This window comes from Serratia sp. CY29653 (assembly GCF_052169255.1).
GTDB lineage: Bacteria > Pseudomonadota > Gammaproteobacteria > Enterobacterales > Enterobacteriaceae > Serratia > Serratia sarumanii.
In genome coordinates this window covers 113,842-131,743 of the sequence record NZ_JBJNLC010000002.1, presented here as the reverse complement: position 1 = coordinate 131,743, position 17,902 = coordinate 113,842, and the positions used below count along the sequence as shown (strand labels likewise).

Below are 17,902 nucleotides of genomic sequence, written 5' to 3'. Positions count from 1 at the left end.
TCACGTAGACTCACACCGGTGAAGACCGATTTGGTGATATACATGAGATGGCGGTAGAATGTACCGTTTTCAATCCCAACTTAAGCAAAAAAGACAATGAATCTGAATAATAAACAAAAACAGCACCTGAAAGGCCTGGCGCATCCGTTAAAACCGGTGGTGATGCTGGGCAATAACGGTCTTACCGAAGGGGTGCTGGCTGAAATTGAACAGGCTCTGGAGCATCACGAGCTGATCAAGGTAAAAATCGCCGCTGAAGATCGCGAAACCAAAACCCTGATCGCCGATGCTATCGTGCGTGAAACGGGCGCCTGCAATGTGCAAGTTATCGGCAGTACGCTTATTCTTTACCGCCCGTCGAAAGAGCGCAAGATCAGTCTACCGCGTTAATAACCATCAGGTTAACGAAAAGGTGCCATGCGCCTGACCAAGATAAAAGGCCGCTTGCGGCCTTTTTCCTATCTTTACAAAACGTTGGCGCATTAATGACCAACGGCCTCGATCAGAGATACTCAACCTTCAGGATCTCATACTCGACGTCGCCGCCAGGGGTTTTGATCACCACCACATCGTCTTGCTCTTTGCCAATCAGGCCGCGCGCCATCGGCGAGTTTACCGAAATCAGATTTTTCTTGAAATCGGCCTCATCGTCGCCAACGATGCGGTAAGTCACTTCTTCTTCACTGTCCAGATTCATCACCGATACGGTGGCGCCGAAGATCACTCGGCCGGTGTTCGGCATCTTGGTGATATCGATCACCTGAGCATTGGACAGCTTGGCTTCGATTTCCTGAATGCGGCCTTCGCAGAAACCCTGCTGTTCGCGGGCGGCGTGGTACTCGGCATTCTCTTTCAAATCGCCGTGCTCGCGCGCCTCAGCGATGTCCGCAATGATTTTCGGGCGGCGCACGCTTTTCAGATATTCGAGCTCTTCGCGCAGTTTTTCAGCGCCAAACAAGGTCATCGGAATTTGGTTCATCGTATAAATACCTCTAAATCTTTCCTGTTCAAATAACCGTCATCCTGACGTATTCGTATGAAAACACGGTTGGCATACCGCCACCCGCCTCCAGGCGACAAACAAAAGAAACCTGACTCGGAACGGAGCCCAAGCCAAGATCGGTTTTGCATTTTGATACGCATTTTAGCCTAGAGTTCCTTGAGGGTCATCGTTTACTTTTTCCCTGATTGCACCGTAGTATGACGGCACGTTATCCAGCTGTTATCCCGAGATTATGCGTTTTTCACGAATTGTCAGTGCATTGGCTTGCGCATTTGTTCTGAATGCGAATGCGGCCCCGGTTGAAGAGTACACACAATATCTGCCTGATGGGGCCAACCTTGCCCTGGTCGTTCAGAAAATCGGTGCCGGCGCGCCGACGATCGATTATCACTCTCAGCAGATGGCGCTGCCGGCCAGTACCCAAAAAGTGCTGACGGCGCTGGCGGCATTGCTGCAACTCGGGCCCGATTACCGTTTCACCACCACGCTGGAGAGCCAGGGCGATATCCGCGACGGCGTGCTGCGCGGCAACCTGATCGCCCGCTTCAGCGGCGATCCGACCTTCAAACGCCAGAGCCTGCGCAATATGGTGGCCGTCCTGAAGAAACAGGGCGTGCGCCAAATCAGCGGCGACGTGCTGGTCGATACCTCGGTCTTCGCCAGCCATGACAAGGCGCCCGGCTGGCCGTGGAACGATCTGACGCAGTGCTTCAGCGCGCCGCCGGCCGCCGCCATCGTCGATCGCAACTGTTTCTCGGTCTCGCTGTACAGCGCGCCGAATCCGGGCGACATGGCGTTTATCCGCGTCGCCTCCTATTATCCGGTCAATATGTTTAGCCAGGTGCGTACCCTGGCGCGCGGCTCTGCAGACGCGCAGTACTGCGAACTGGACGTGGTGCCGGGCGAGCTGAACCGCTTTACCCTGACCGGCTGCCTGACGCAGCGCAGCGAACCGCTGCCGTTGGCCTTCGCCATCCAGGATGGCGCCAGCTACGCGGGCGCCATCCTGAAAGACGAACTGATCCAGGCCGGCATCCAGATCGACGGGCACTTGAAACGCCAGACGCGTCCCGGCATCACCGGCACGGTGATCGCGCAAACCCAGTCGGCGCCGCTGCACGATCTGTTGAAGATCATGCTGAAAAAATCGGACAACATGATCGCCGATACCGTCTTCCGCACCATCGGCCACGAACGCTTCGGCGTGCCGGGCACCTGGCGAGCGGGTGCCGATGCGGTACGCCAGGTGCTGCGCCAGAAGGCCGGCATCGATCTGGGCAACACCATCATCGCCGACGGCTCCGGCCTGTCGCGCCACAACCTGCTGGCGCCGGCGACCATGATGCAGGCGCTGCAGTACATCGCGCAGCACGACAACGAGCTGAACTTCATCTCGATGCTGCCGCTGTCCGGCTATGACGGCACCCTGCGCTATCGCGGCGGCCTGCACGAAGCCGGCGTCGACGGCAAAGTGTCGGCCAAGACCGGCGCGCTGCAGGGCGTGTACAACCTGGCGGGCTTCATCACCACCGCCAGCGGCCAGCGCATGGCCTTCGTGCAGTATCTCTCCGGCTACGCCGTGCCGCCGGAGGATCAGAAACAGCGCCGCGCGCCGCTGGTGCGTTTCGAAAGCCGCCTGTATCGGGATATTTACCAAAACAACTGAGGATCATCATGAAGCTGCTGGTCGTTGAGGATGATGAACTGTTGCAACAGGGGCTGGCGCTGGCGCTGACCGGCGAAGGTTACGTCTGCGACTGCGCCGCCACGGCGGCGGAGGCCAACAGCCTGCTCATCACCAGCCAATACAGCATGGTGATCCTGGATCTCGGCCTGCCGGACACCGACGGCGCCGCGCTGCTGCGGCAGTGGCGCCGCCAACAGATCGATCTGCCGGTGCTGATCCTGACCGCCCGCGACGCGCTGGAAGACCGCGTCGACGGGCTGGACGCCGGCGCCGACGACTACCTGGTCAAACCCTTCGCGCTGGTCGAGCTGCAGGCGCGCGTGCGCGCCCTCCTGCGGCGCTACCAGGGGCACAGCGACAATCTGATGCAGGTAGATGATCTGCAGCTGAACCTCTCCAGCCAGCAGGTTTACCTGCAGCAGCAGCCGGTGGAGGTCACGCCGAAAGAGTTCGCCATTCTGGCGCGTCTGATCATGCGTGCCGGGCAGACGGTCAACCGTGAACTGCTGCAGCAGGATCTCTATACCTGGCAAGACGATTTAGGTTCCAACACGCTGGAAGTGCACATTCACAACCTGCGCCGCAAACTGGGCAAGGATCGCATCCGCACCGTGCGCGGCATCGGCTACCGCCTGGAACCCTCCTCATGATCAGCATGCGCCGCCGCCTGCTGCTGATGCTGGCGCTGATCCTGCTGGTCACGCAACTCATCAGCGCCTTCTGGCTGTGGCACGAAAGCCAGGAACAGATCGGCTTCCTGGTGGACGAAACCCTGTCCGCCAAAGTGCGTACCGAACGCGTCGATAGCGAGATCGCCGAGGCCATCGCGTCGCTGTTGGCGCCTTCGCTGATCATGATGATCGTCACGCTGCTGGCGTCGTTTTGGGCCATCAGCTGGATCATCCGCCCGCTCAACCAATTGCAGAAACGGCTGGAAAAGCGCTCTGCCGATAACCTGACGCCGCTGCCGATCGCCAGCGACAGCCAGGAAATGGTGGCGGTCACCAATGCACTCAATCAGCTGTTCTCACGATTGGACAACACCATTCAACAGGAACGCCTGTTCACCGCCGACGCCGCCCACGAGCTGCGCACGCCGCTGGCCGGCATCCGCCTGCATCTGGAACTGATGGAGAAACAGGGCGTCAAGGGCAGCCAGGCGCTGATCGCCCGCATCGATCAGCTGATGCACACCGTCGAGCAGTTGCTGATGCTGTCGCGCGCCGGGCAAGACTTCGCCCGCGGCCATTATCAGCATGTCGATTGGGTGGCCGATGTGATCCAGCCGCTGCGTGAAGAGCTCGACGAAATGGCTGCCCAACGCGGACAGACGCTGGACTGGCACTTGCCGGCTACTGCCACAGTAAACGGCGATCCGGTGCTGCTGCGGCTGCTGCTGCGCAACCTGGTCGAAAACGCCCACCGTTACGGCCCTGAAGGCGGCGCGATACAGGTGCAGTTAACGCCGCAAGACAACGGCTATCTGCTGCAGGTCATCGACGATGGCCCGGGTATCAAGGAAGAGATGGTCGGGGAGCTGACGCAGGCGTTTCGCCGCATGGATCAACGCTACGGCGGCAGTGGGCTGGGCCTGAATATCGTGATCCGCATCGTGCAGTTGCACCAGGGGCGTTTGACGCTGGAAAACCGCCGCGATGCGCGCGGCCTGAACGCCCAGTGCTGGCTGCCGGAAAAGGCGCTTAAATAACAAGGGCCCAGCGTTGCTGAGCCCCTTATCACCGAATTACTTCTGGTAAATGATTTCGACGCCTTCGTCGTCGTCTTCGTCCCAGTCGTCATCCCAGTCATCTTCCGCTTCGGCTTCCACTTCCGCGATTTGCTCGCGGTGGTAGTCATCCCACATGAATTCGACTTTTTCCGGTGCGCTTTCTTCGATCGCCATCGCTTTCGGCTGGGTGTTGATGAAGTTCATCACGTCCCAGCACAGCGCGTTGACGCCTTCGCGGTTGGCGGCGGAGATCATGTAGTACTTCCCTTCCCAGCCCATGCCTTCCACAATCGCCTTGGCGCGTTCGGCGGCTTCTTCCTCACCAATCACATCAATTTTGTTGAACACCAGCCAGCGAGGCTTCTGCGCCAGATTTTCGCTGTATTGGTTCAACTCGTTGATGATGACTTTGGCGTTCTCCACCGGATCGGATTCGTCGATCGGCGCGATGTCCACCAGGTGCAGCAGCACGCGGCAACGCTCCAGGTGTTTCAGGAAGCGAATGCCCAGGCCCGCACCTTCGGAGGCGCCCTCGATCAGCCCCGGAATGTCGGCGACCACAAAGCTCTGCTCGTGATCCATACGCACCACGCCCAGGCTCGGCACCAGCGTAGTGAACGGATAATCGGCCACCTTCGGCTTGGCGGCGGACACCGCGCGAATGAAGGTCGATTTACCGGCGTTCGGCAGCCCCAGCATGCCTACATCGGCCAGCAGCAACAGCTCCAGCAACAGGTCGCGCGCTTCGCCAGCGGTACCCAGCGTCTTCTGACGCGGTGCACGGTTGACCGAAGATTTGAAACGGGTGTTGCCCAGGCCGTGCCAGCCGCCTTTGGCGACCATCAGCTTCTGCTCGTGGCGGGTCATGTCGCCGAGGATCTCGCCGGTGCCCTGATCCTTCACGCGCGTGCCGACCGGCACCTTGATGATGACGTCTTTACCGCGTTTACCGGTACAGTCGCGGCTCTGGCCATTCTGGCCGCGCTCAGCGCGGAAAGACTTCTCAAAGCGATAGTCGATAAGAGTGTTGAGGTTCTCGTCCGCCAGCAGGTAGACGTCGCCGCCGTCGCCGCCGTCGCCGCCGTCAGGTCCGCCGTTGGGGATATATTTTTCGCGGCGGAAGCTGACGCATCCGTTGCCGCCGTCGCCTGCAACGACCAGAATCGCTGCTTCATCTACAAACTTCATTTACCGTCTCCGTAAATCATTCACCGGGCTGCTTCAAAGGAGCAACCAGGGGGGGTTCTGCCCGTCGCGGCCACCACCGGTGACCAATTGCGGAAAACATGGCGCCCGCCACAACCACAAACGCACCGACATAGCCGACAATGTTCAGCGTCGGCGCGGCGAATGCCTGGGGCCAGGCCAACGCCAATAAATCTGAAAACAGCAGGGTAAACAGCGGTGTCAGCGTCACCAACGCGCTTACCTGCGCCGCCTGCCAACGCGCCATCGCCTCTGCCAGCGCGCCGTAGCCGATCAGCGTATTGGCGCCGCAAAACAGCAAACACGCCAATTGCCAGCCGCTCAGCTGGAAAATCACCTCGGGTTTGGCCAGAGGGAACAACGCCATCGCACATAAAGTGTACAACATAACCAGGATCTGCGGCGAAGCCAGCCGGCGCAGCAACACCTTCTGCGCCACGCCGTAGCTCACCCAGACCATCGCCGCGCACACGCCCAGCATGACGCCCAGCGTGTAGTCCGTCAGCCGGGTGAAGATCTCTATCAGACTGACGTTGAAAAACAGCATCAGTCCGCAAATCAGCATCAGGGCGCCAATGACCTGGGTGACGCGCATGCGTTCTTTTAAAATCAGCACGCTGGCGAACATCATGCCGACCGGCGACAGCTGGCCAATCACCTGCGACGCCGTCGGGCTCAGGTATTGCAGCGAGGAGCTGAAGAACACAAAGTTGCCCAGCAGGCCCGCCGTCGCGATCGCCAACAGCAGCAGCCAACGCGGTTGGCGGAACATCGTCAGCGGCGGCAGCTTGCCGCGCACCGCGAGGATCGCGCCCAAACCGATGGCGGCCATGGTAAAGCGATACCAGACAACGGTAAACGGCTCCATCACCACCAACACTTCTTTCATCGCAATCGGCAACGCGCCCCAGCAAACCGCCGTGGTTAACGCCAGAGAAATGCCAACGCCGACCTGCTGCTTCGTATCCATATCACCTTCGCCAACGCTGACGGGCCTGCCCTCAGGCAACCCATAAATGTAAAAAGCCCCGCAACGAATTGCGGGGCTTACATCTATTTCGTAAGGCTCGAAAAATTATTCAGCTTCGATGCTGATGAATTTACGATTGCTCGGGCCTTTAACTTCGAATTTGACTTTACCGTCTTTCAAAGCAAACAGAGTGTGGTCTTTGCCGCAACCCACGTTAGTACCAGCGTGGAATTTGGTGCCGCGCTGACGAACGATGATGCTGCCTGCCAGTACTGCTTCGCCGCCAAAGCGTTTTACGCCCAGACGTTTAGCTTCTGAATCGCGACCGTTACGAGTCGAGCCGCCAGCCTTTTTGTGTGCCATTAATCCGCTCTCCTAACTTAAGCGCTGATGCCGGTGATTTTAACGTCAGTGAACCACTGACGGTGGCCCTGCTGCTTACGGTGGTGTTTACGACGACGAAACTTAACGATTTTAATTTTCTCGCCACGACCGTGAGCAACGACTTCAGCTTTGATCTTGCCGCCATCGACGAAAGGAACGCCGATTTTGATATCTTCGCCATTAGCGATCATCAGAATCTGGTCAAACTCAACCGCTTCACCAGTTGCGATGTCCAGCTTTTCCAAGCGAACGGTCTGACCTTCGCTTACTCGGTGTTGTTTACCACCACTTTGGAAAACCGCGTACATATAAAACTCCGCTTTCCGCGTGCCCGACTGTGTTAGTTCAGAGCGCGCTATAAATATTCACAATAGGGCGCGAATTCTACGCAAAAAAGCAGCGCATGACAAGAGCAGAATAAGACCAGAACAAGAAAAAAGAAGAAAAAAAGCGCAGTTTCTTTCGTGGCGTTTATCTGAACCGTTTTTCAAGTACAATCATAGGGACAGTTACCGCCATGTACCGATGTGAGCAGCGATCTCAACGCGGTGAAGAGAAACACAGCTGAAAAAAATACAATGAACCTAGAGCAAATTACCGAGTTAACCGCGCAAGATATGGCGGCCGTGAACGCAACAATTCTCGAACAGCTGAATTCCGATGTCACGCTCATCAATCAGCTTGGCTATTACATTATCAGCGGTGGCGGTAAGCGCATCCGGCCGATGATCGCCGTCCTGGCGGCGCGGGCATTGGGCTATGAAGGCAGCAAGCACGTCACCGTGGCCGCCCTGATCGAATTCATCCATACCGCCACGCTGCTGCATGACGACGTCGTCGACGAATCGGACATGCGCCGCGGCAAAGCCACCGCCAACGCGGCGTTCGGCAACGCCGCCAGCGTGCTGGTCGGCGACTTTATTTACACCCGCGCCTTCCAGATGATGACCAGCCTGGAATCCCTGCGCGTGCTGGCGCTGATGTCGGAAGCGGTCAACGTCATCGCCGAAGGTGAAGTGCTGCAGTTGATGAACGTGCACGATCCCGACATCAGCGAAGAAAGCTATATGCGGGTGATCTACAGCAAAACTGCCCGTCTGTTCGAGGCGGCGGCGCAATCGTCGGCGATCCTGTCCGGCGCCAGCGCTGAGCAAGAACGGGCGCTGCAAGACTATGGCCGCTACCTCGGCACCGCTTTCCAGCTGATCGACGATCTGCTCGACTACAGCGCCGACGGCAGCACCCTGGGCAAAAACACCGGCGACGATCTGAACGAAGGGAAACCGACCCTGCCGCTGCTGCACGCGATGCACAACGGCGACGACGCCCAGCGTGACATGATCCGCGGCGCGATTGAGCAAGGCAACGGCCGTCACCTGTTGGAGCCGGTGCTGCAGGCGATGCAGCAATGCGGTTCGCTGGAATACACCCGCAAACGCGCCGAGGAAGAGGCCGACAAGGCGATCGCCGCGCTGCAGGCATTGCCGGCATCGGAGCACCGCACGGCGCTGGAGGGCCTGGCCCATCTGGCGGTGCAACGCGACTTTTAAGAAATTAATGTTTCTTAAAAACCATCAGGCCCGCATACGCGGGCCTGCCTAGGTATTGCTCTCTTCGTTGATACGCGCCAGCAGGCCGCCGATCCCTTCCCGCATCAGGAAAGCCACCATTTTCTCGCGCTCGCTTTCCGTCAAATGGTAGTAATACTCGATCCAGACCGCCAGCGGATCCTGACGCTCTACGTCATATGCCGCCCCGTCTTCCTTCAGCACCAGCAGGTTACGCACGCCTGAAGGCAGGCTGTCGATATGGTACTCCAACGCTTTTCCCTGCACGCCTTTACGCCTGCGGCTGATCCAGCCTTCGCGCCGGGCCATCAGATTGATTCCCTGTGGTGAGGAAGGTAATCCTGCGATGCCTGTCAGTTCCTTGGCGGCAAACCACTCTTTTTTCATAGCCATCATCTCTGGGCAATAGTGGGCAACGTCATTTTTTGGAAATTACTTGGGTATTTTTTAGGAAATTTAATGGTATTCTGGTTTCCGAATAAGCGTTTCACGTTGTTCATGCGCTTAACCTTGACCCGTTAGTTATACCACTAACGCAACTTTGGCTAATCAGAAAAGGAATGTAAACATGAATTCAAGGAACCCAGATTGGCATCCGGCAGATATCATCGCGGCGCTACGCAAGCAGGGCACCACGCTGGCGGCAGTGTCGCGCAAGGCCGGATTAAGCTCATCGACGCTGGCCAACGCGCTGTCGCGCCCGTGGCCGAAGGGGGAATGGCTGATCGCCGAAGCGATAGGCGTCCACCCCTCGGAGATCTGGCCAAGCCGCTATTACGATCCGCACAGCGATTGCCTGCTGGATCGCAAGGCGCGCATCAAATCGTGAACGCGGAGCAAAAAAAACCGCCGGAACAGCGTCCGGCGGCGTTTATCGGCTGACTATCGGCGTCGATCAGTTATTGATGAACTTCTCGCCCAGTTCGATATCTTTGTGCAGCACGTCCAGCATCTCGTTCAGCGCTTTCTGCTCGAAGGCGCTCAGGGTGCCGATATCCTTGCGCTCTTCAACGCCGTTCTTGCCCAGCACCAGCGGCTGTGCGAAGAAGCGAGCGTATTTGCCGTCGCCTTCAACGTAAGCGCATTCCACAACGCCTTTCTCGCCCTGCAGCGCACGCACCAGAGACAGACCGAAACGGGCGGCCGCCTGGCCCATGGACAGCGTTGCAGACCCGCCGCCGGCTTTGGCTTCCACCACTTCGGTGCCGGCGTTCTGAATGCGCTTGGTCAGATCCGCCACTTCCTGATCGGTGAAGCTCACGCCTGGGATCTGCGACAGCAGAGGCAGGATGGTCACGCCAGAGTGGCCGCCGATGACCGGCACGTTCAGCTCTTCCGGCTGCTTGCCTTTCAGCTCGGCCACGAAGGTGTTGGAACGGATGATATCCAGCGAAGTCACGCCGAACAGTTTGTTCTTGTCGTAAACGCCGGCTTTTTTCAGCACTTCCGCCGCGATGGCGACCGTGGTGTTAACCGGGTTGGTGATGATGCCGATGCAGGCTTTCGGGCAGGTTTTCGCCACTTGTTCAATCAGGTTACGCACGATGCCGGCGTTAACGTTGAACAGGTCAGAGCGATCCATGCCTGGCTTACGGGCCACGCCGGCGGAAATCAGCACCACGTCCGCACCTTGCAGAGCCGGGGTCGCGTCTTCGCCGCTGAAGCCTTTGATTTTAACTGCGGTTGGGATGTGGCTTAAGTCGACGGCAACGCCTGGGGTAACGGGGGCAATGTCGTAGAGAGAGAGTTCAGAACCTGAAGGAAGCTGGGTTTTGAGTAGAAGGGCGAGGGCCTGGCCGATACCGCCAGCAGCACCGAGAACTGCAACTTTCATCCTATACTCCTTTATTATCTTAAATATATAAAGCGCCGTGAATGTGTTGGTTACGGACCTTAAGTCATTACACCTTTCAAAACAATAAATTAGCCAATTCTTGCCTGCAGGTGTAATAAAACGGCCGCTGTCGCGCCCATTTTAGATTAAATCGCTTACGCATGAAGGGCATAGCGCACACTAATCAAAAATAGTGCGAGGTTATTCACGAGCAAGTTAACCGGCCGTTACATTACACCCTTACGCAACATCAGAACAACATCATTTTAATAACATTTTATTTACCACTGCGGGCCGATTTTCCGTCGCCAAAAGGGCATATTCATCGCGGCCGGATTTTGTTAAAATGCCGCCCTTTCCTCGCCGCCCGGTCATGCTTATTTTCTTTGGGTCGGCCTTTGTTGCATAAAAATTCATCTATATGCATAATCATGACTTCCACTATCAACATTCCACGGTGCAAAATGCGTAATCCCGCAAAACAGGAAGATCTGATCAAGACGTTCAAAGCGTTATTGAAAGAAGAAAAATTCAGTTCTCAAGGCGAGATCGTTTTGGCGCTGCAAGAAGAAGGCTTCGAAAACATTAACCAATCCAAAGTATCGCGCATGCTGACCAAGTTCGGCGCGGTACGTACGCGCAATGCCAAAATGGAAATGGTGTATTGCCTTCCTGCCGAACTCGGCGTGCCGACCACCACCAGCCCATTGAAGAATCTGGTGCTGGACGTCGACCATAACGACGCCGTCGTGGTGATCCACACCAGCCCGGGCGCCGCGCAGCTGATCGCCCGCCTGCTCGACTCATTGGGGAAATCCCAGGGCATCCTCGGCACGATTGCCGGCGACGACACGATTTTCGTCACCCCGTCCAACGGCTTTACCGCTCAGAAACTGCATGAGGCTATTCTGGGCGTGTTCGAGCAAGAGCTGTGAAACCTGGCGCTAACAAAGTGCGGCTTTAGCCCGCACTTTGTTAGCGCTTCTTTAACTCTTACGTTACCTTTCCCGCCCTCAACCGCGTTTAACACTGCTTTTTTATCCCTCAGCAACACATTTCCATGACATCTACATGTAACCAGCAGTACCCACTGTGATCTTCCGCACTTTTGGTCAAAAGCACTTACCTTATTGAAATTACATAAATTTAACATCAAAAGATCGTTTTGTGAGCGTTTTTTATTCCTTACAGTTATAAAAAATAAGGATCATAAGGTTAAAGTTTCACTAGCAACTGTTAGCTAACTATTAATTTTTCGCGTTACTAGCTGTATACTCATTTTCGTGAACTGAATCACAGTTCGTTGGAACTGATAAAAGAATACGATGAGGTGAGATGATGAAAATTAAAGCTACCGTTGCAACCCTGAGCGTTCTGTCCATGCTTTCCTTTGGTGCATTCGCAGCACAATCTATTGATGCAACTCAGGCCGCAAAACTGCAACCGGCCGGTGTAATCACCGTGAGCGGCGTCGCCGCTGCGCCTTCCGACATCCGCCAGGCGCTGTCCGACAAAGCCGACGCCAAAGGGGCGACCGCTTACCGCGTAATCGAAGCCCGCAATGACGGCAGCTTCCACGCAACCGCTGAAATCTACAAATAAGTACCGGCATTACCCGGCAACGGGCAATACATCTCTGGAATCAAACGCTGTCATAACGGCCTTCAAGAATAAAAATCGCTGCCAAGCCCTTCCAGGCTGTTATGACCAAGGATCGCTATCATGAACATGAAAACTACTCTCGCTGCATTCGGCCTGCTGTCTGTCATCTCCTTCGGCGCCTCCGCCGCCCAACTGGTGACTAACGATCAGACCGCCAATCTGCAATCTATCGGCACCATCACCGTCAGCGGCATCGACGGCGCGCCGACCGACATTCGCCAAGCGTTGTCGGAGAAAGCCGACGCGAAAGGCGCGACCGCCTACCGCGTGATCGAAGCGCGTAACGAAGGCAACTACCACGCCACCGCCGAGATTTACAAATAACAACTCTGGGAACGGCTTTGCAGAGCTGATTACCCTCGTCACTGCCACTGCCGAGTTCTGACGCAAACGCCGATTTCCCAGAGACCCTCTCGTCGTCCTATCCGACGAACCCCGTTGCCCTCGCTCGCGAGGGCTTTTTTATGGGCGTAAAAAAGGCCGCGAATGCGGCCCTTGATGCGGCTGAGCGATCAGTAGGTGACTTTCGGTTCCTGCTTTTTCGCCAGCGCGTCCAGCAGGCGATCGTGAATGCCGCCGAAGCCGCCATTGCTCATCACCAGAATGTGATCGCCCGGCTGTGCGGTTTTCACCACCATGTCCACCAGCGTGTCGAGATCCGCGCTCCAGTGCGCCGGCTGCACGCAGGCATCCGCCACTTCCGCCACCTGCCACGGAATGTGGTGCGGCTGGAACAGAAACACCTCGTCGGCGCGGCCGAGCGAAGGCGCCAGATCGTTTTTGCTGATGCCCATTTTCATGGTGTTGGAGCGCGGCTCCAGCACCGCCAGAATGCGCGCCGTGCCGCCGACCTTGCCGCGCAGCGCGGCCAGAGTGGCCAGGATCGCCGTCGGGTGGTGCGCGAAGTCGTCGTAAACCGTGACGCCGTTGGCTTCGCCACGCAGCTCCAGGCGGCGGCGGGCGTTGATGAAATCGCCCAACGCGCGGCAGGCGTCCGCCGGCTGCACGCCGACGTGGCGGGTGGCGGCGATGGCCATCAGGCCGTTATGCATGTTGTGCTCGCCCACCAGCGCCCAGTTCACTTCGCCGACCTGTTCGCCGTCGAGGAACACAGCGTAATGGCTGGCGTCCGGCGTCAGCTTCTGTGCGCGCCAGGTGCCCTCTTCCCCCACCAGCTCCTGCTCGCTCCAGCAGCCCATCGCCATCACCTGCTTCAGGTGGCTGTCGTTGTCCGGCAGGATGATCTTGCCTTTGCCCGGCACCAGACGCACCAGGTGGTGGAACTGTTTCTGGATGGCTTTCAGATCGTCGAAGATATCGGCGTGGTCGAACTCCAGGTTGTTCATGATCAGCGTGCGCGGGCTGTAGTGCACGAACTTGGAGCGCTTGTCGAAGAACGCGCAGTCATATTCGTCGGCCTCGATCACGAAGAACGGGCTGCCGCCAAGGCGCGCCGATACGTCGAAGTTGCCCGGCACGCCGCCGATGACGAAGCCGGGCTGGTAGCCGCAGGCCTCGAGGATCCAGGTCGCCATGCCGGCGGTGGTGGTTTTGCCGTGGGTGCCGGCGACCGCTAGTACCCAGCGATCGCGCAACACGGCGTCGTGCAGCCACTGCGGGCCGGAAACGTAAGGGATGCCACGTTCCAGCACCGCCTCCACGCACGGGTTGCCGCGCGTCATGGCGTTGCCGATGATCACCAGATCCGGCGCCGGATCCAGCTGGGCCGGATCATAACCCTGAATAAGATCGATCCCCTGGTTCTCCAGCAGCGTGCTCATCGGCGGATAGACGTTGGCGTCCGAACCGGTGACGTCATGCCCCAGTGAGCGCGCCAGCATCGCCAACCCGCCCATAAAGGTGCCACAGATCCCAAGAATGTGAATGCGCATAGGTTTCTCATGTGAGTGCATCGAATGTCGGCATATTCTAACGCTCAGAATCGTCCAGAAGAAATGGATTTGCCTATGAATAGCGCGCATCTTTGGGCTACACTGCACGCGAAAACGTTGGCGGTTTGTTAACAGGCCGCTATCCATCCGTAGATTCAGGGATTGTGTCATGAAAACGTTAGGCGAATTTATCGTCGAGAAACAGCACGACTTCTCTCACGCCACCGGCGAGCTGACCGCGTTACTTTCTGCAATTAAACTGGGCGCCAAAATCATCCACCGCGACATCAACAAGGCCGGCCTGGTTGATATTCTGGGCACCAGCGGGGTGTCCAACGTACAGGGCGAAGTTCAGATGAAACTGGACCTGTACGCGAACGAAAAACTGAAAGCGGCGTTGAAAGCGCGTGGTGAAGTTGCGGGTATCGCTTCCGAAGAAGAAGATGAAATCGTGATATTCGACGGCGAGCGAGCTGAAAATGCCAAGTATGTCGTTTTGATGGATCCGTTGGACGGTTCGTCCAACATCGATGTCAACGTCTCGGTCGGTACGATTTTCTCTATCTACCGTCGCATCACGCCGGTCGGCACGCCGGTGACCGAAGAAGACTTCCTGCAGCCGGGCAGCGCCCAGGTCGCAGCGGGTTATGTGGTTTACGGTTCGTCCACCATGCTGGTGTACACCACCGGTTACGGCGTCCACGCCTTCACCTACGACCCGTCTCTGGGCGTATTCTGCCTCTCCCACGAGAAAGTGCGCTTCCCGGCGAGCGGCAACATGTATTCCATCAACGAAGGCAACTACATCAAGTTCCCTCTCGGCGTGAAGAAATACATCAAATACTGCCAGGAGCAGGATGAAGCGACGCAGCGCCCTTACACCTCGCGCTACATCGGTTCTCTGGTGGCGGACTTCCACCGCAACCTGCTGAAAGGCGGCATCTACATCTACCCAAGCACCGCCAGCCATCCACAAGGCAAGCTGCGCCTGCTGTACGAATGCAACCCGATGGCGTTCCTGGCCGAACAGGCCGGCGGTAAGGCCAGCGACGGCAAAAACCGCATTCTGGACATCACGCCGGTGAAACTGCACCAGCGCGCGCCATTCTTCGTCGGCACCAAGTCGATGGTAGAAGACGCGGAACGCTTCATCGCCGAAAACCCGGACGAGTAACGCGTTCTTTGCAAGGGTTCGGCGCCGCGCCGAACCCTTATCACCTTACAGCTTGAACGCCGCCATGCTCTGCGCCAACAGCTGAGCCTGATCTTCCAGCGAGCGCGTCGCCGCCGCCGACTCTTCCACCAGCGCCGCATTCTGCTGCGCCACCTGATCCATCTGCGCCACCGCCAGGTTCACCTGTTCGATACCGCTGCTTTGTTCGCGCGTCGCCGCCGAGATCTCACGCATCAACGCCGTCACCCGGCCCACTTCGCCGGTAATGCCGCTCATGGTCTGCGCCGCCGACTCCACCATCTGCTCGCCTTCCTGCACCCGGTTCTGCGACGCTTCGATCAATCCTTTGATCTCTTTCGCCGACTGGGCGCTGCGCTGCGCCAGATTGCGCACTTCACCGGCCACCACCGCGAAACCGCGGCCTTGCTCGCCGGCGCGCGCCGCTTCCACCGCCGCGTTCAGCGCCAGGATATTGGTCTGGAAGGCGATGCCGTCCATCACGCTGATGATGTCGGCGATGCGGCGCGAGCTGTCGGTGATCGCCTGCATCTTGCTCATCACCTGGCTGACCACGTCGCTGCCCTGGTTGGCGATATCGGACACGCTCAGCGCCAGTTGATTGGCCTGTTCGCAGTTCTCGGCGTTCATTTTCACCGTCGAAGTCAGCTGTTCCATGCTGGCGGCGGTTTCTTCCAGCGAAGCGGCCGATTCTTCGGTGCGCTGCGCCAGATGCAGGTTGCCGGCCGCCAGTTCGCGTGAACCGGTGTCAATCTGGCTGCTGGCGTCGCGCACTTTGCTGACCGAACTGGCCAGCGCCTGCTGCATGCGCTGCATCGCCCGCACCAGGCGGCCCATCTCGGTATCGCCCTCGCCACGGATCTCATGGGTCAGATCGCCGCCGGCGATGTGTTCCAGCTGCGCAATGGACTCGTCCAGCGGGCGCAGAATGATCACCCGCAGCGCGAACCAGGCCAGCACCGCCAGCAGCACGCTGAGCAGGCCCGCCACCACGATCAGCGAGATCTTGGTGCTGGCGTTGCTTTCCGCGTCATACACCTGCTGCGCGCCGAGCTTCATCGCGAAGCTGCGGAAATCGCTGAGATCCTTTTCGAACGCGATGCTCAACGCGGAGATGCGCGTTTCCTGAATGTGATAATACTCATCGATTTTGCCGGCCTTGATAGCGGCGGCCATCGGCTTCACGCCCTGATCCAGATAGGCGCGGTAGCTGTTTTGCAGGCGGTTGGAGAGTTCGCGGCCGCGCTCGGTCACGGTGCCGACGCCGACAAAGCGCGCCATTTCCTTGTTCGACTGCTCGAGGTAACCGTAGATGCGGCCCACGGTGGCGTCGGAGACATCAGTCTGGCCGATCTCCCGTTGGCGCACCGCCAGCGAGGCGGCGGTTCTGGCGCGCAGCGTCAGGTTGGAGCTGTTGGCCAGCGAGCCCAGCTCTTCGCCGAGGATCTGGTTTAAGGTATGGATCGAGCGCGATCCTTCGTTAATCGCGTTGACGCCAATAACGCTGACCATGATCAGCAGCATGGTCATCAGGCTCAGCAGGGCGATCAGCCCAGCCTTCACCGTAATCTTTTTTAGCATGAGTTCTTCCCGGCTTCAGAATAGTGAGATCAGACGTAGTAGGGGTGGCAAAACGCGGAGCCAGCTTTGCTGGCTCATTATTGTTTGTTGAAGTTATCGGCAGGCGGAGGCAAAACTTCATGCCGCGGCGGGATTAATCTGGAAATTCTCCGTGCGCCAGCGCACTGGGTTTTCGACGATGAAAAGGGCAGGAAATCGCAAAAGAGTCCGCTATAATAGCCGCCACTCCATTTCTGGTTTGATGATTAAAGGAAACCGACATGAGCTTGAATCTGGTCCCTGCTGGCAAAGACCTGCCGGAAGATATCTACGTAGTAATCGAAATCCCGGCCAACGCCGATCCAATCAAATACGAAATCGACAAAGAAACCGGCGCGCTGTTCGTTGACCGTTTCATGTCCACCGCGATGTTCTACCCGTGCAACTACGGCTACATCAACCACACCCTGTCTCTGGACGGTGATCCGGTTGACGTGCTGGTCCCAACCCCATACCCGCTGCAGCCGGGCTCCGTGATCCGCTGCCGTCCGGTTGGCGTGCTGAAGATGACCGACGAAGCCGGTGAAGACGCCAAGCTGGTTGCGGTACCGCACAGCAAGCTGACCAAAGAGTACGATCACGTGAAAGACGTGAACGACCTGCCAGAACTGCTGAAAGCCCAGATCGCTCACTTCTTCGAGCACTACAAAGATCTGGAAAAAGGCAAATGGGTGAAAGTGGAAGGCTGGGCAGACGCTGCCGCAGCTAAAGCGGAAATCATCGCCTCCTTCGAACGCGCTGCCAAGAAGTAATTCTCGCCGCCGTCCGATGAAAAAACACCGCTCATTGAGCGGTGTTTTTTTTCTTACTGTTCGTCGAGACGCTTCAGCCAGTCGCCGCTGGTAATTCGCGGGTAACCGTCCACGCTGTGTTTGTACAGGTAGATCCACGCACTCCCATAAGGCGTCTGAATCAGCTCGCGCTTATAGTCCTTGGTGTTGCTTTTCAGTTCGTCCAGCTCTGCCAGAATCGATGAGTTAATACGATACACTTCGCAATGTATCGTGCCCTCTCCAGGGATCGCCGCCGGGTAATGGCCCAGATTATAAATCTGATAGCCTTCGAGCTCGTGCTCGCCGAGCCATTGAGCGTTGGTCATCCAATGGCTGTTTCCCTGTTTGCGCCGTAAACTGCCGTAGACAATTATTCGCATCG

Annotated in this window: 21 protein-coding genes; 11 read left to right on the top strand and 10 right to left on the bottom strand. The window is 57.6% G+C overall.

All coding sequences use genetic code 11. From position 1 onward, the window contains the following. Positions 1–96 precede the first annotated feature (96 nt). A complete protein-coding gene (gene yhbY / locus ACJ8HN_RS14220; protein WP_004933536.1) occupies positions 97–390 on the top strand; it encodes a ribosome assembly RNA-binding protein YhbY in 294 nt (97 codons plus the stop codon). Between the two features lie 112 nt (positions 391–502). Here yhbY and greA read toward each other — a convergent pair whose 3' ends face one another. After that, positions 503–979: a transcription elongation factor GreA gene (gene greA / locus ACJ8HN_RS14215; protein ID WP_004933539.1), complete on the bottom strand. Its 477-nt coding sequence runs from the start codon at positions 977–979 to the stop codon at positions 503–505. Positions 980–1,235: 256 nt separating this feature from the next. Between greA and dacB the strand changes: the two genes are divergently transcribed. The 3 genes from dacB to pmrB are packed head-to-tail and all read left to right on the top strand — an operon-like array spanning position 1,236 to position 4,398. After that, positions 1,236–2,669, top strand: coding sequence for a serine-type D-Ala-D-Ala carboxypeptidase (gene dacB / locus ACJ8HN_RS14210; protein WP_033648675.1), 1,434 nt, complete (start codon positions 1,236–1,238; stop codon positions 2,667–2,669). Positions 2,670–2,677: 8 nt separating this feature from the next. Continuing rightward, the gene (gene pmrA, locus ACJ8HN_RS14205; protein ID WP_033648677.1) at positions 2,678–3,340 is read left to right on the top strand and encodes a two-component system response regulator PmrA; all 663 of its coding nucleotides are present in this window, start codon (positions 2,678–2,680) and stop codon (positions 3,338–3,340) included. After that, on the top strand, positions 3,337–4,398 hold the full coding sequence (gene pmrB, locus ACJ8HN_RS14200) for a two-component system sensor histidine kinase PmrB (protein ID WP_033655295.1): 1,062 nt from the start codon (positions 3,337–3,339) through the stop codon (positions 4,396–4,398). The genes pmrA and pmrB overlap by 4 nt, the downstream gene beginning before the upstream one ends. Positions 4,399–4,434: 36 nt before the next feature. Here pmrB and cgtA read toward each other — a convergent pair whose 3' ends face one another. From cgtA to rplU, 4 genes are all read right to left on the bottom strand, one after another. Further along, the gene (gene cgtA, locus ACJ8HN_RS14195) at positions 4,435–5,607 is read right to left on the bottom strand and encodes an Obg family GTPase CgtA (RefSeq protein WP_004933553.1); all 1,173 of its coding nucleotides are present in this window, start codon (positions 5,605–5,607) and stop codon (positions 4,435–4,437) included. Between the two features lie 16 nt (positions 5,608–5,623). After that, positions 5,624–6,595, bottom strand: coding sequence for a DMT family transporter (locus ACJ8HN_RS14190; protein WP_033636816.1), 972 nt, complete (start codon positions 6,593–6,595; stop codon positions 5,624–5,626). A gap of 105 nt (positions 6,596–6,700) precedes the next feature. Beyond that, positions 6,701–6,958, bottom strand: coding sequence for a 50S ribosomal protein L27 (rpmA, locus tag ACJ8HN_RS14185; RefSeq protein WP_004933559.1), 258 nt, complete (start codon positions 6,956–6,958; stop codon positions 6,701–6,703). A gap of 17 nt (positions 6,959–6,975) precedes the next feature. After that, positions 6,976–7,287, bottom strand: a complete 312-nt coding sequence (rplU, locus tag ACJ8HN_RS14180) for a 50S ribosomal protein L21 (RefSeq protein WP_004933561.1) — start codon at positions 7,285–7,287, stop codon at positions 6,976–6,978. Between the two features lie 270 nt (positions 7,288–7,557). Here rplU and ispB point away from each other — a divergent pair, with 270 nt between their 5' ends. Beyond that, a complete protein-coding gene (gene ispB, locus ACJ8HN_RS14175; RefSeq protein WP_033636815.1) occupies positions 7,558–8,529 on the top strand; it encodes an octaprenyl diphosphate synthase in 972 nt (323 codons plus the stop codon). Between the two features lie 48 nt (positions 8,530–8,577). Here the strand turns inward: ispB and ACJ8HN_RS14170 are convergent, their stop codons facing one another. Then, the gene (locus ACJ8HN_RS14170; protein WP_442523596.1) at positions 8,578–8,934 is read right to left on the bottom strand and encodes a DNA-binding protein; all 357 of its coding nucleotides are present in this window, start codon (positions 8,932–8,934) and stop codon (positions 8,578–8,580) included. Between the two features lie 181 nt (positions 8,935–9,115). On the opposite strand from ACJ8HN_RS14170, the gene ACJ8HN_RS14165 reads away from it, so the two are divergent. Beyond that, positions 9,116–9,376 carry a helix-turn-helix domain-containing protein gene (locus tag ACJ8HN_RS14165; protein ID WP_033636812.1) on the top strand — a complete coding sequence of 87 codons (261 nt, stop codon included), beginning with the start codon at positions 9,116–9,118 and terminating at the stop codon, positions 9,374–9,376. A gap of 66 nt (positions 9,377–9,442) precedes the next feature. On the opposite strand, the gene mdh is transcribed toward ACJ8HN_RS14165, so the two are convergent. Continuing rightward, the gene (gene mdh / locus ACJ8HN_RS14160) at positions 9,443–10,381 is read right to left on the bottom strand and encodes a malate dehydrogenase (RefSeq protein ID WP_033636811.1); all 939 of its coding nucleotides are present in this window, start codon (positions 10,379–10,381) and stop codon (positions 9,443–9,445) included. A 464-nt stretch (positions 10,382–10,845) separates the two neighbouring features. Here mdh and argR point away from each other — a divergent pair, with 464 nt between their 5' ends. From argR to yhcN (ACJ8HN_RS14145), 3 genes are all read left to right on the top strand, one after another. Next, the gene (gene argR / locus ACJ8HN_RS14155; protein WP_004933572.1) at positions 10,846–11,316 is read left to right on the top strand and encodes a transcriptional regulator ArgR; all 471 of its coding nucleotides are present in this window, start codon (positions 10,846–10,848) and stop codon (positions 11,314–11,316) included. Positions 11,317–11,719: 403 nt separating this feature from the next. Then, positions 11,720–11,983: a peroxide/acid stress response protein YhcN gene (yhcN, locus tag ACJ8HN_RS14150; RefSeq protein ID WP_033638655.1), complete on the top strand. Its 264-nt coding sequence runs from the start codon at positions 11,720–11,722 to the stop codon at positions 11,981–11,983. A gap of 120 nt (positions 11,984–12,103) precedes the next feature. Beyond that, the gene (gene yhcN, locus ACJ8HN_RS14145) at positions 12,104–12,367 is read left to right on the top strand and encodes a peroxide/acid stress response protein YhcN (RefSeq protein WP_033638654.1); all 264 of its coding nucleotides are present in this window, start codon (positions 12,104–12,106) and stop codon (positions 12,365–12,367) included. A 188-nt stretch (positions 12,368–12,555) separates the two neighbouring features. On the opposite strand, the gene mpl is transcribed toward yhcN (ACJ8HN_RS14145), so the two are convergent. After that, the gene (mpl, locus tag ACJ8HN_RS14140) at positions 12,556–13,935 is read right to left on the bottom strand and encodes a UDP-N-acetylmuramate:L-alanyl-gamma-D-glutamyl-meso-diaminopimelate ligase (RefSeq protein WP_033636810.1); all 1,380 of its coding nucleotides are present in this window, start codon (positions 13,933–13,935) and stop codon (positions 12,556–12,558) included. Between the two features lie 169 nt (positions 13,936–14,104). Between mpl and fbp the strand changes: the two genes are divergently transcribed. Continuing rightward, the gene (fbp, locus tag ACJ8HN_RS14135; RefSeq protein WP_004933587.1) at positions 14,105–15,109 is read left to right on the top strand and encodes a class 1 fructose-bisphosphatase; all 1,005 of its coding nucleotides are present in this window, start codon (positions 14,105–14,107) and stop codon (positions 15,107–15,109) included. A 45-nt stretch (positions 15,110–15,154) separates the two neighbouring features. Here the strand turns inward: fbp and ACJ8HN_RS14130 are convergent, their stop codons facing one another. Next, positions 15,155–16,708 carry a methyl-accepting chemotaxis protein gene (locus tag ACJ8HN_RS14130; protein ID WP_060426721.1) on the bottom strand — a complete coding sequence of 518 codons (1,554 nt, stop codon included), beginning with the start codon at positions 16,706–16,708 and terminating at the stop codon, positions 15,155–15,157. Between the two features lie 260 nt (positions 16,709–16,968). Between ACJ8HN_RS14130 and ppa the strand changes: the two genes are divergently transcribed. Continuing rightward, positions 16,969–17,499 (top strand): inorganic diphosphatase, encoded by a 531-nt coding sequence (ppa, locus tag ACJ8HN_RS14125; RefSeq protein ID WP_004933594.1) that lies wholly within the window; start codon positions 16,969–16,971, stop codon positions 17,497–17,499. A gap of 53 nt (positions 17,500–17,552) precedes the next feature. Here the strand turns inward: ppa and ACJ8HN_RS14120 are convergent, their stop codons facing one another. Further along, the gene (locus ACJ8HN_RS14120) at positions 17,553–17,900 is read right to left on the bottom strand and encodes a gamma-glutamylcyclotransferase family protein (protein WP_033648686.1); all 348 of its coding nucleotides are present in this window, start codon (positions 17,898–17,900) and stop codon (positions 17,553–17,555) included. Positions 17,901–17,902 lie beyond the last annotated feature (2 nt).

Bases quoted from the DNA above. Each gene is read 5' to 3' on its own strand.
- ACJ8HN_RS14165 (WP_033636812.1), top strand. From the start codon at position 9,116: ATGAATTCAAGGAACCCAGATTGGCATCCGGCAGATATCATCGCGGCG.
- ispB (WP_033636815.1), top strand. From the start codon at position 7,558: ATGAACCTAGAGCAAATTACCGAGTTAACCGCGCAAGATATGGCGGCC.
- mdh (WP_033636811.1), bottom strand. From the start codon at position 10,381: ATGAAAGTTGCAGTTCTCGGTGCTGCTGGCGGTATCGGCCAGGCCCTC.
- cgtA (WP_004933553.1), bottom strand. From the start codon at position 5,607: ATGAAGTTTGTAGATGAAGCAGCGATTCTGGTCGTTGCAGGCGACGGC.
- ACJ8HN_RS14190 (WP_033636816.1), bottom strand. From the start codon at position 6,595: ATGGATACGAAGCAGCAGGTCGGCGTTGGCATTTCTCTGGCGTTAACC.
- rplU (WP_004933561.1), bottom strand. From the start codon at position 7,287: ATGTACGCGGTTTTCCAAAGTGGTGGTAAACAACACCGAGTAAGCGAA.
- mpl (WP_033636810.1), bottom strand. From the start codon at position 13,935: ATGCGCATTCACATTCTTGGGATCTGTGGCACCTTTATGGGCGGGTTG.
- dacB (WP_033648675.1), top strand. From the start codon at position 1,236: ATGCGTTTTTCACGAATTGTCAGTGCATTGGCTTGCGCATTTGTTCTG.
- rpmA (WP_004933559.1), bottom strand. From the start codon at position 6,958: ATGGCACACAAAAAGGCTGGCGGCTCGACTCGTAACGGTCGCGATTCA.
- ACJ8HN_RS14120 (WP_033648686.1), bottom strand. From the start codon at position 17,900: ATGCGAATAATTGTCTACGGCAGTTTACGGCGCAAACAGGGAAACAGC.
- ACJ8HN_RS14170 (WP_442523596.1), bottom strand. From the start codon at position 8,934: ATGAAAAAAGAGTGGTTTGCCGCCAAGGAACTGACAGGCATCGCAGGA.
- yhcN (WP_033638655.1), top strand. From the start codon at position 11,720: ATGAAAATTAAAGCTACCGTTGCAACCCTGAGCGTTCTGTCCATGCTT.
- ppa (WP_004933594.1), top strand. From the start codon at position 16,969: ATGAGCTTGAATCTGGTCCCTGCTGGCAAAGACCTGCCGGAAGATATC.
- ACJ8HN_RS14130 (WP_060426721.1), bottom strand. From the start codon at position 16,708: ATGCTAAAAAAGATTACGGTGAAGGCTGGGCTGATCGCCCTGCTGAGC.
- pmrB (WP_033655295.1), top strand. From the start codon at position 3,337: ATGATCAGCATGCGCCGCCGCCTGCTGCTGATGCTGGCGCTGATCCTG.
- fbp (WP_004933587.1), top strand. From the start codon at position 14,105: ATGAAAACGTTAGGCGAATTTATCGTCGAGAAACAGCACGACTTCTCT.
- greA (WP_004933539.1), bottom strand. From the start codon at position 979: ATGAACCAAATTCCGATGACCTTGTTTGGCGCTGAAAAACTGCGCGAA.
- yhcN (WP_033638654.1), top strand. From the start codon at position 12,104: ATGAACATGAAAACTACTCTCGCTGCATTCGGCCTGCTGTCTGTCATC.
- argR (WP_004933572.1), top strand. From the start codon at position 10,846: ATGCGTAATCCCGCAAAACAGGAAGATCTGATCAAGACGTTCAAAGCG.
- pmrA (WP_033648677.1), top strand. From the start codon at position 2,678: ATGAAGCTGCTGGTCGTTGAGGATGATGAACTGTTGCAACAGGGGCTG.
- yhbY (WP_004933536.1), top strand. From the start codon at position 97: ATGAATCTGAATAATAAACAAAAACAGCACCTGAAAGGCCTGGCGCAT.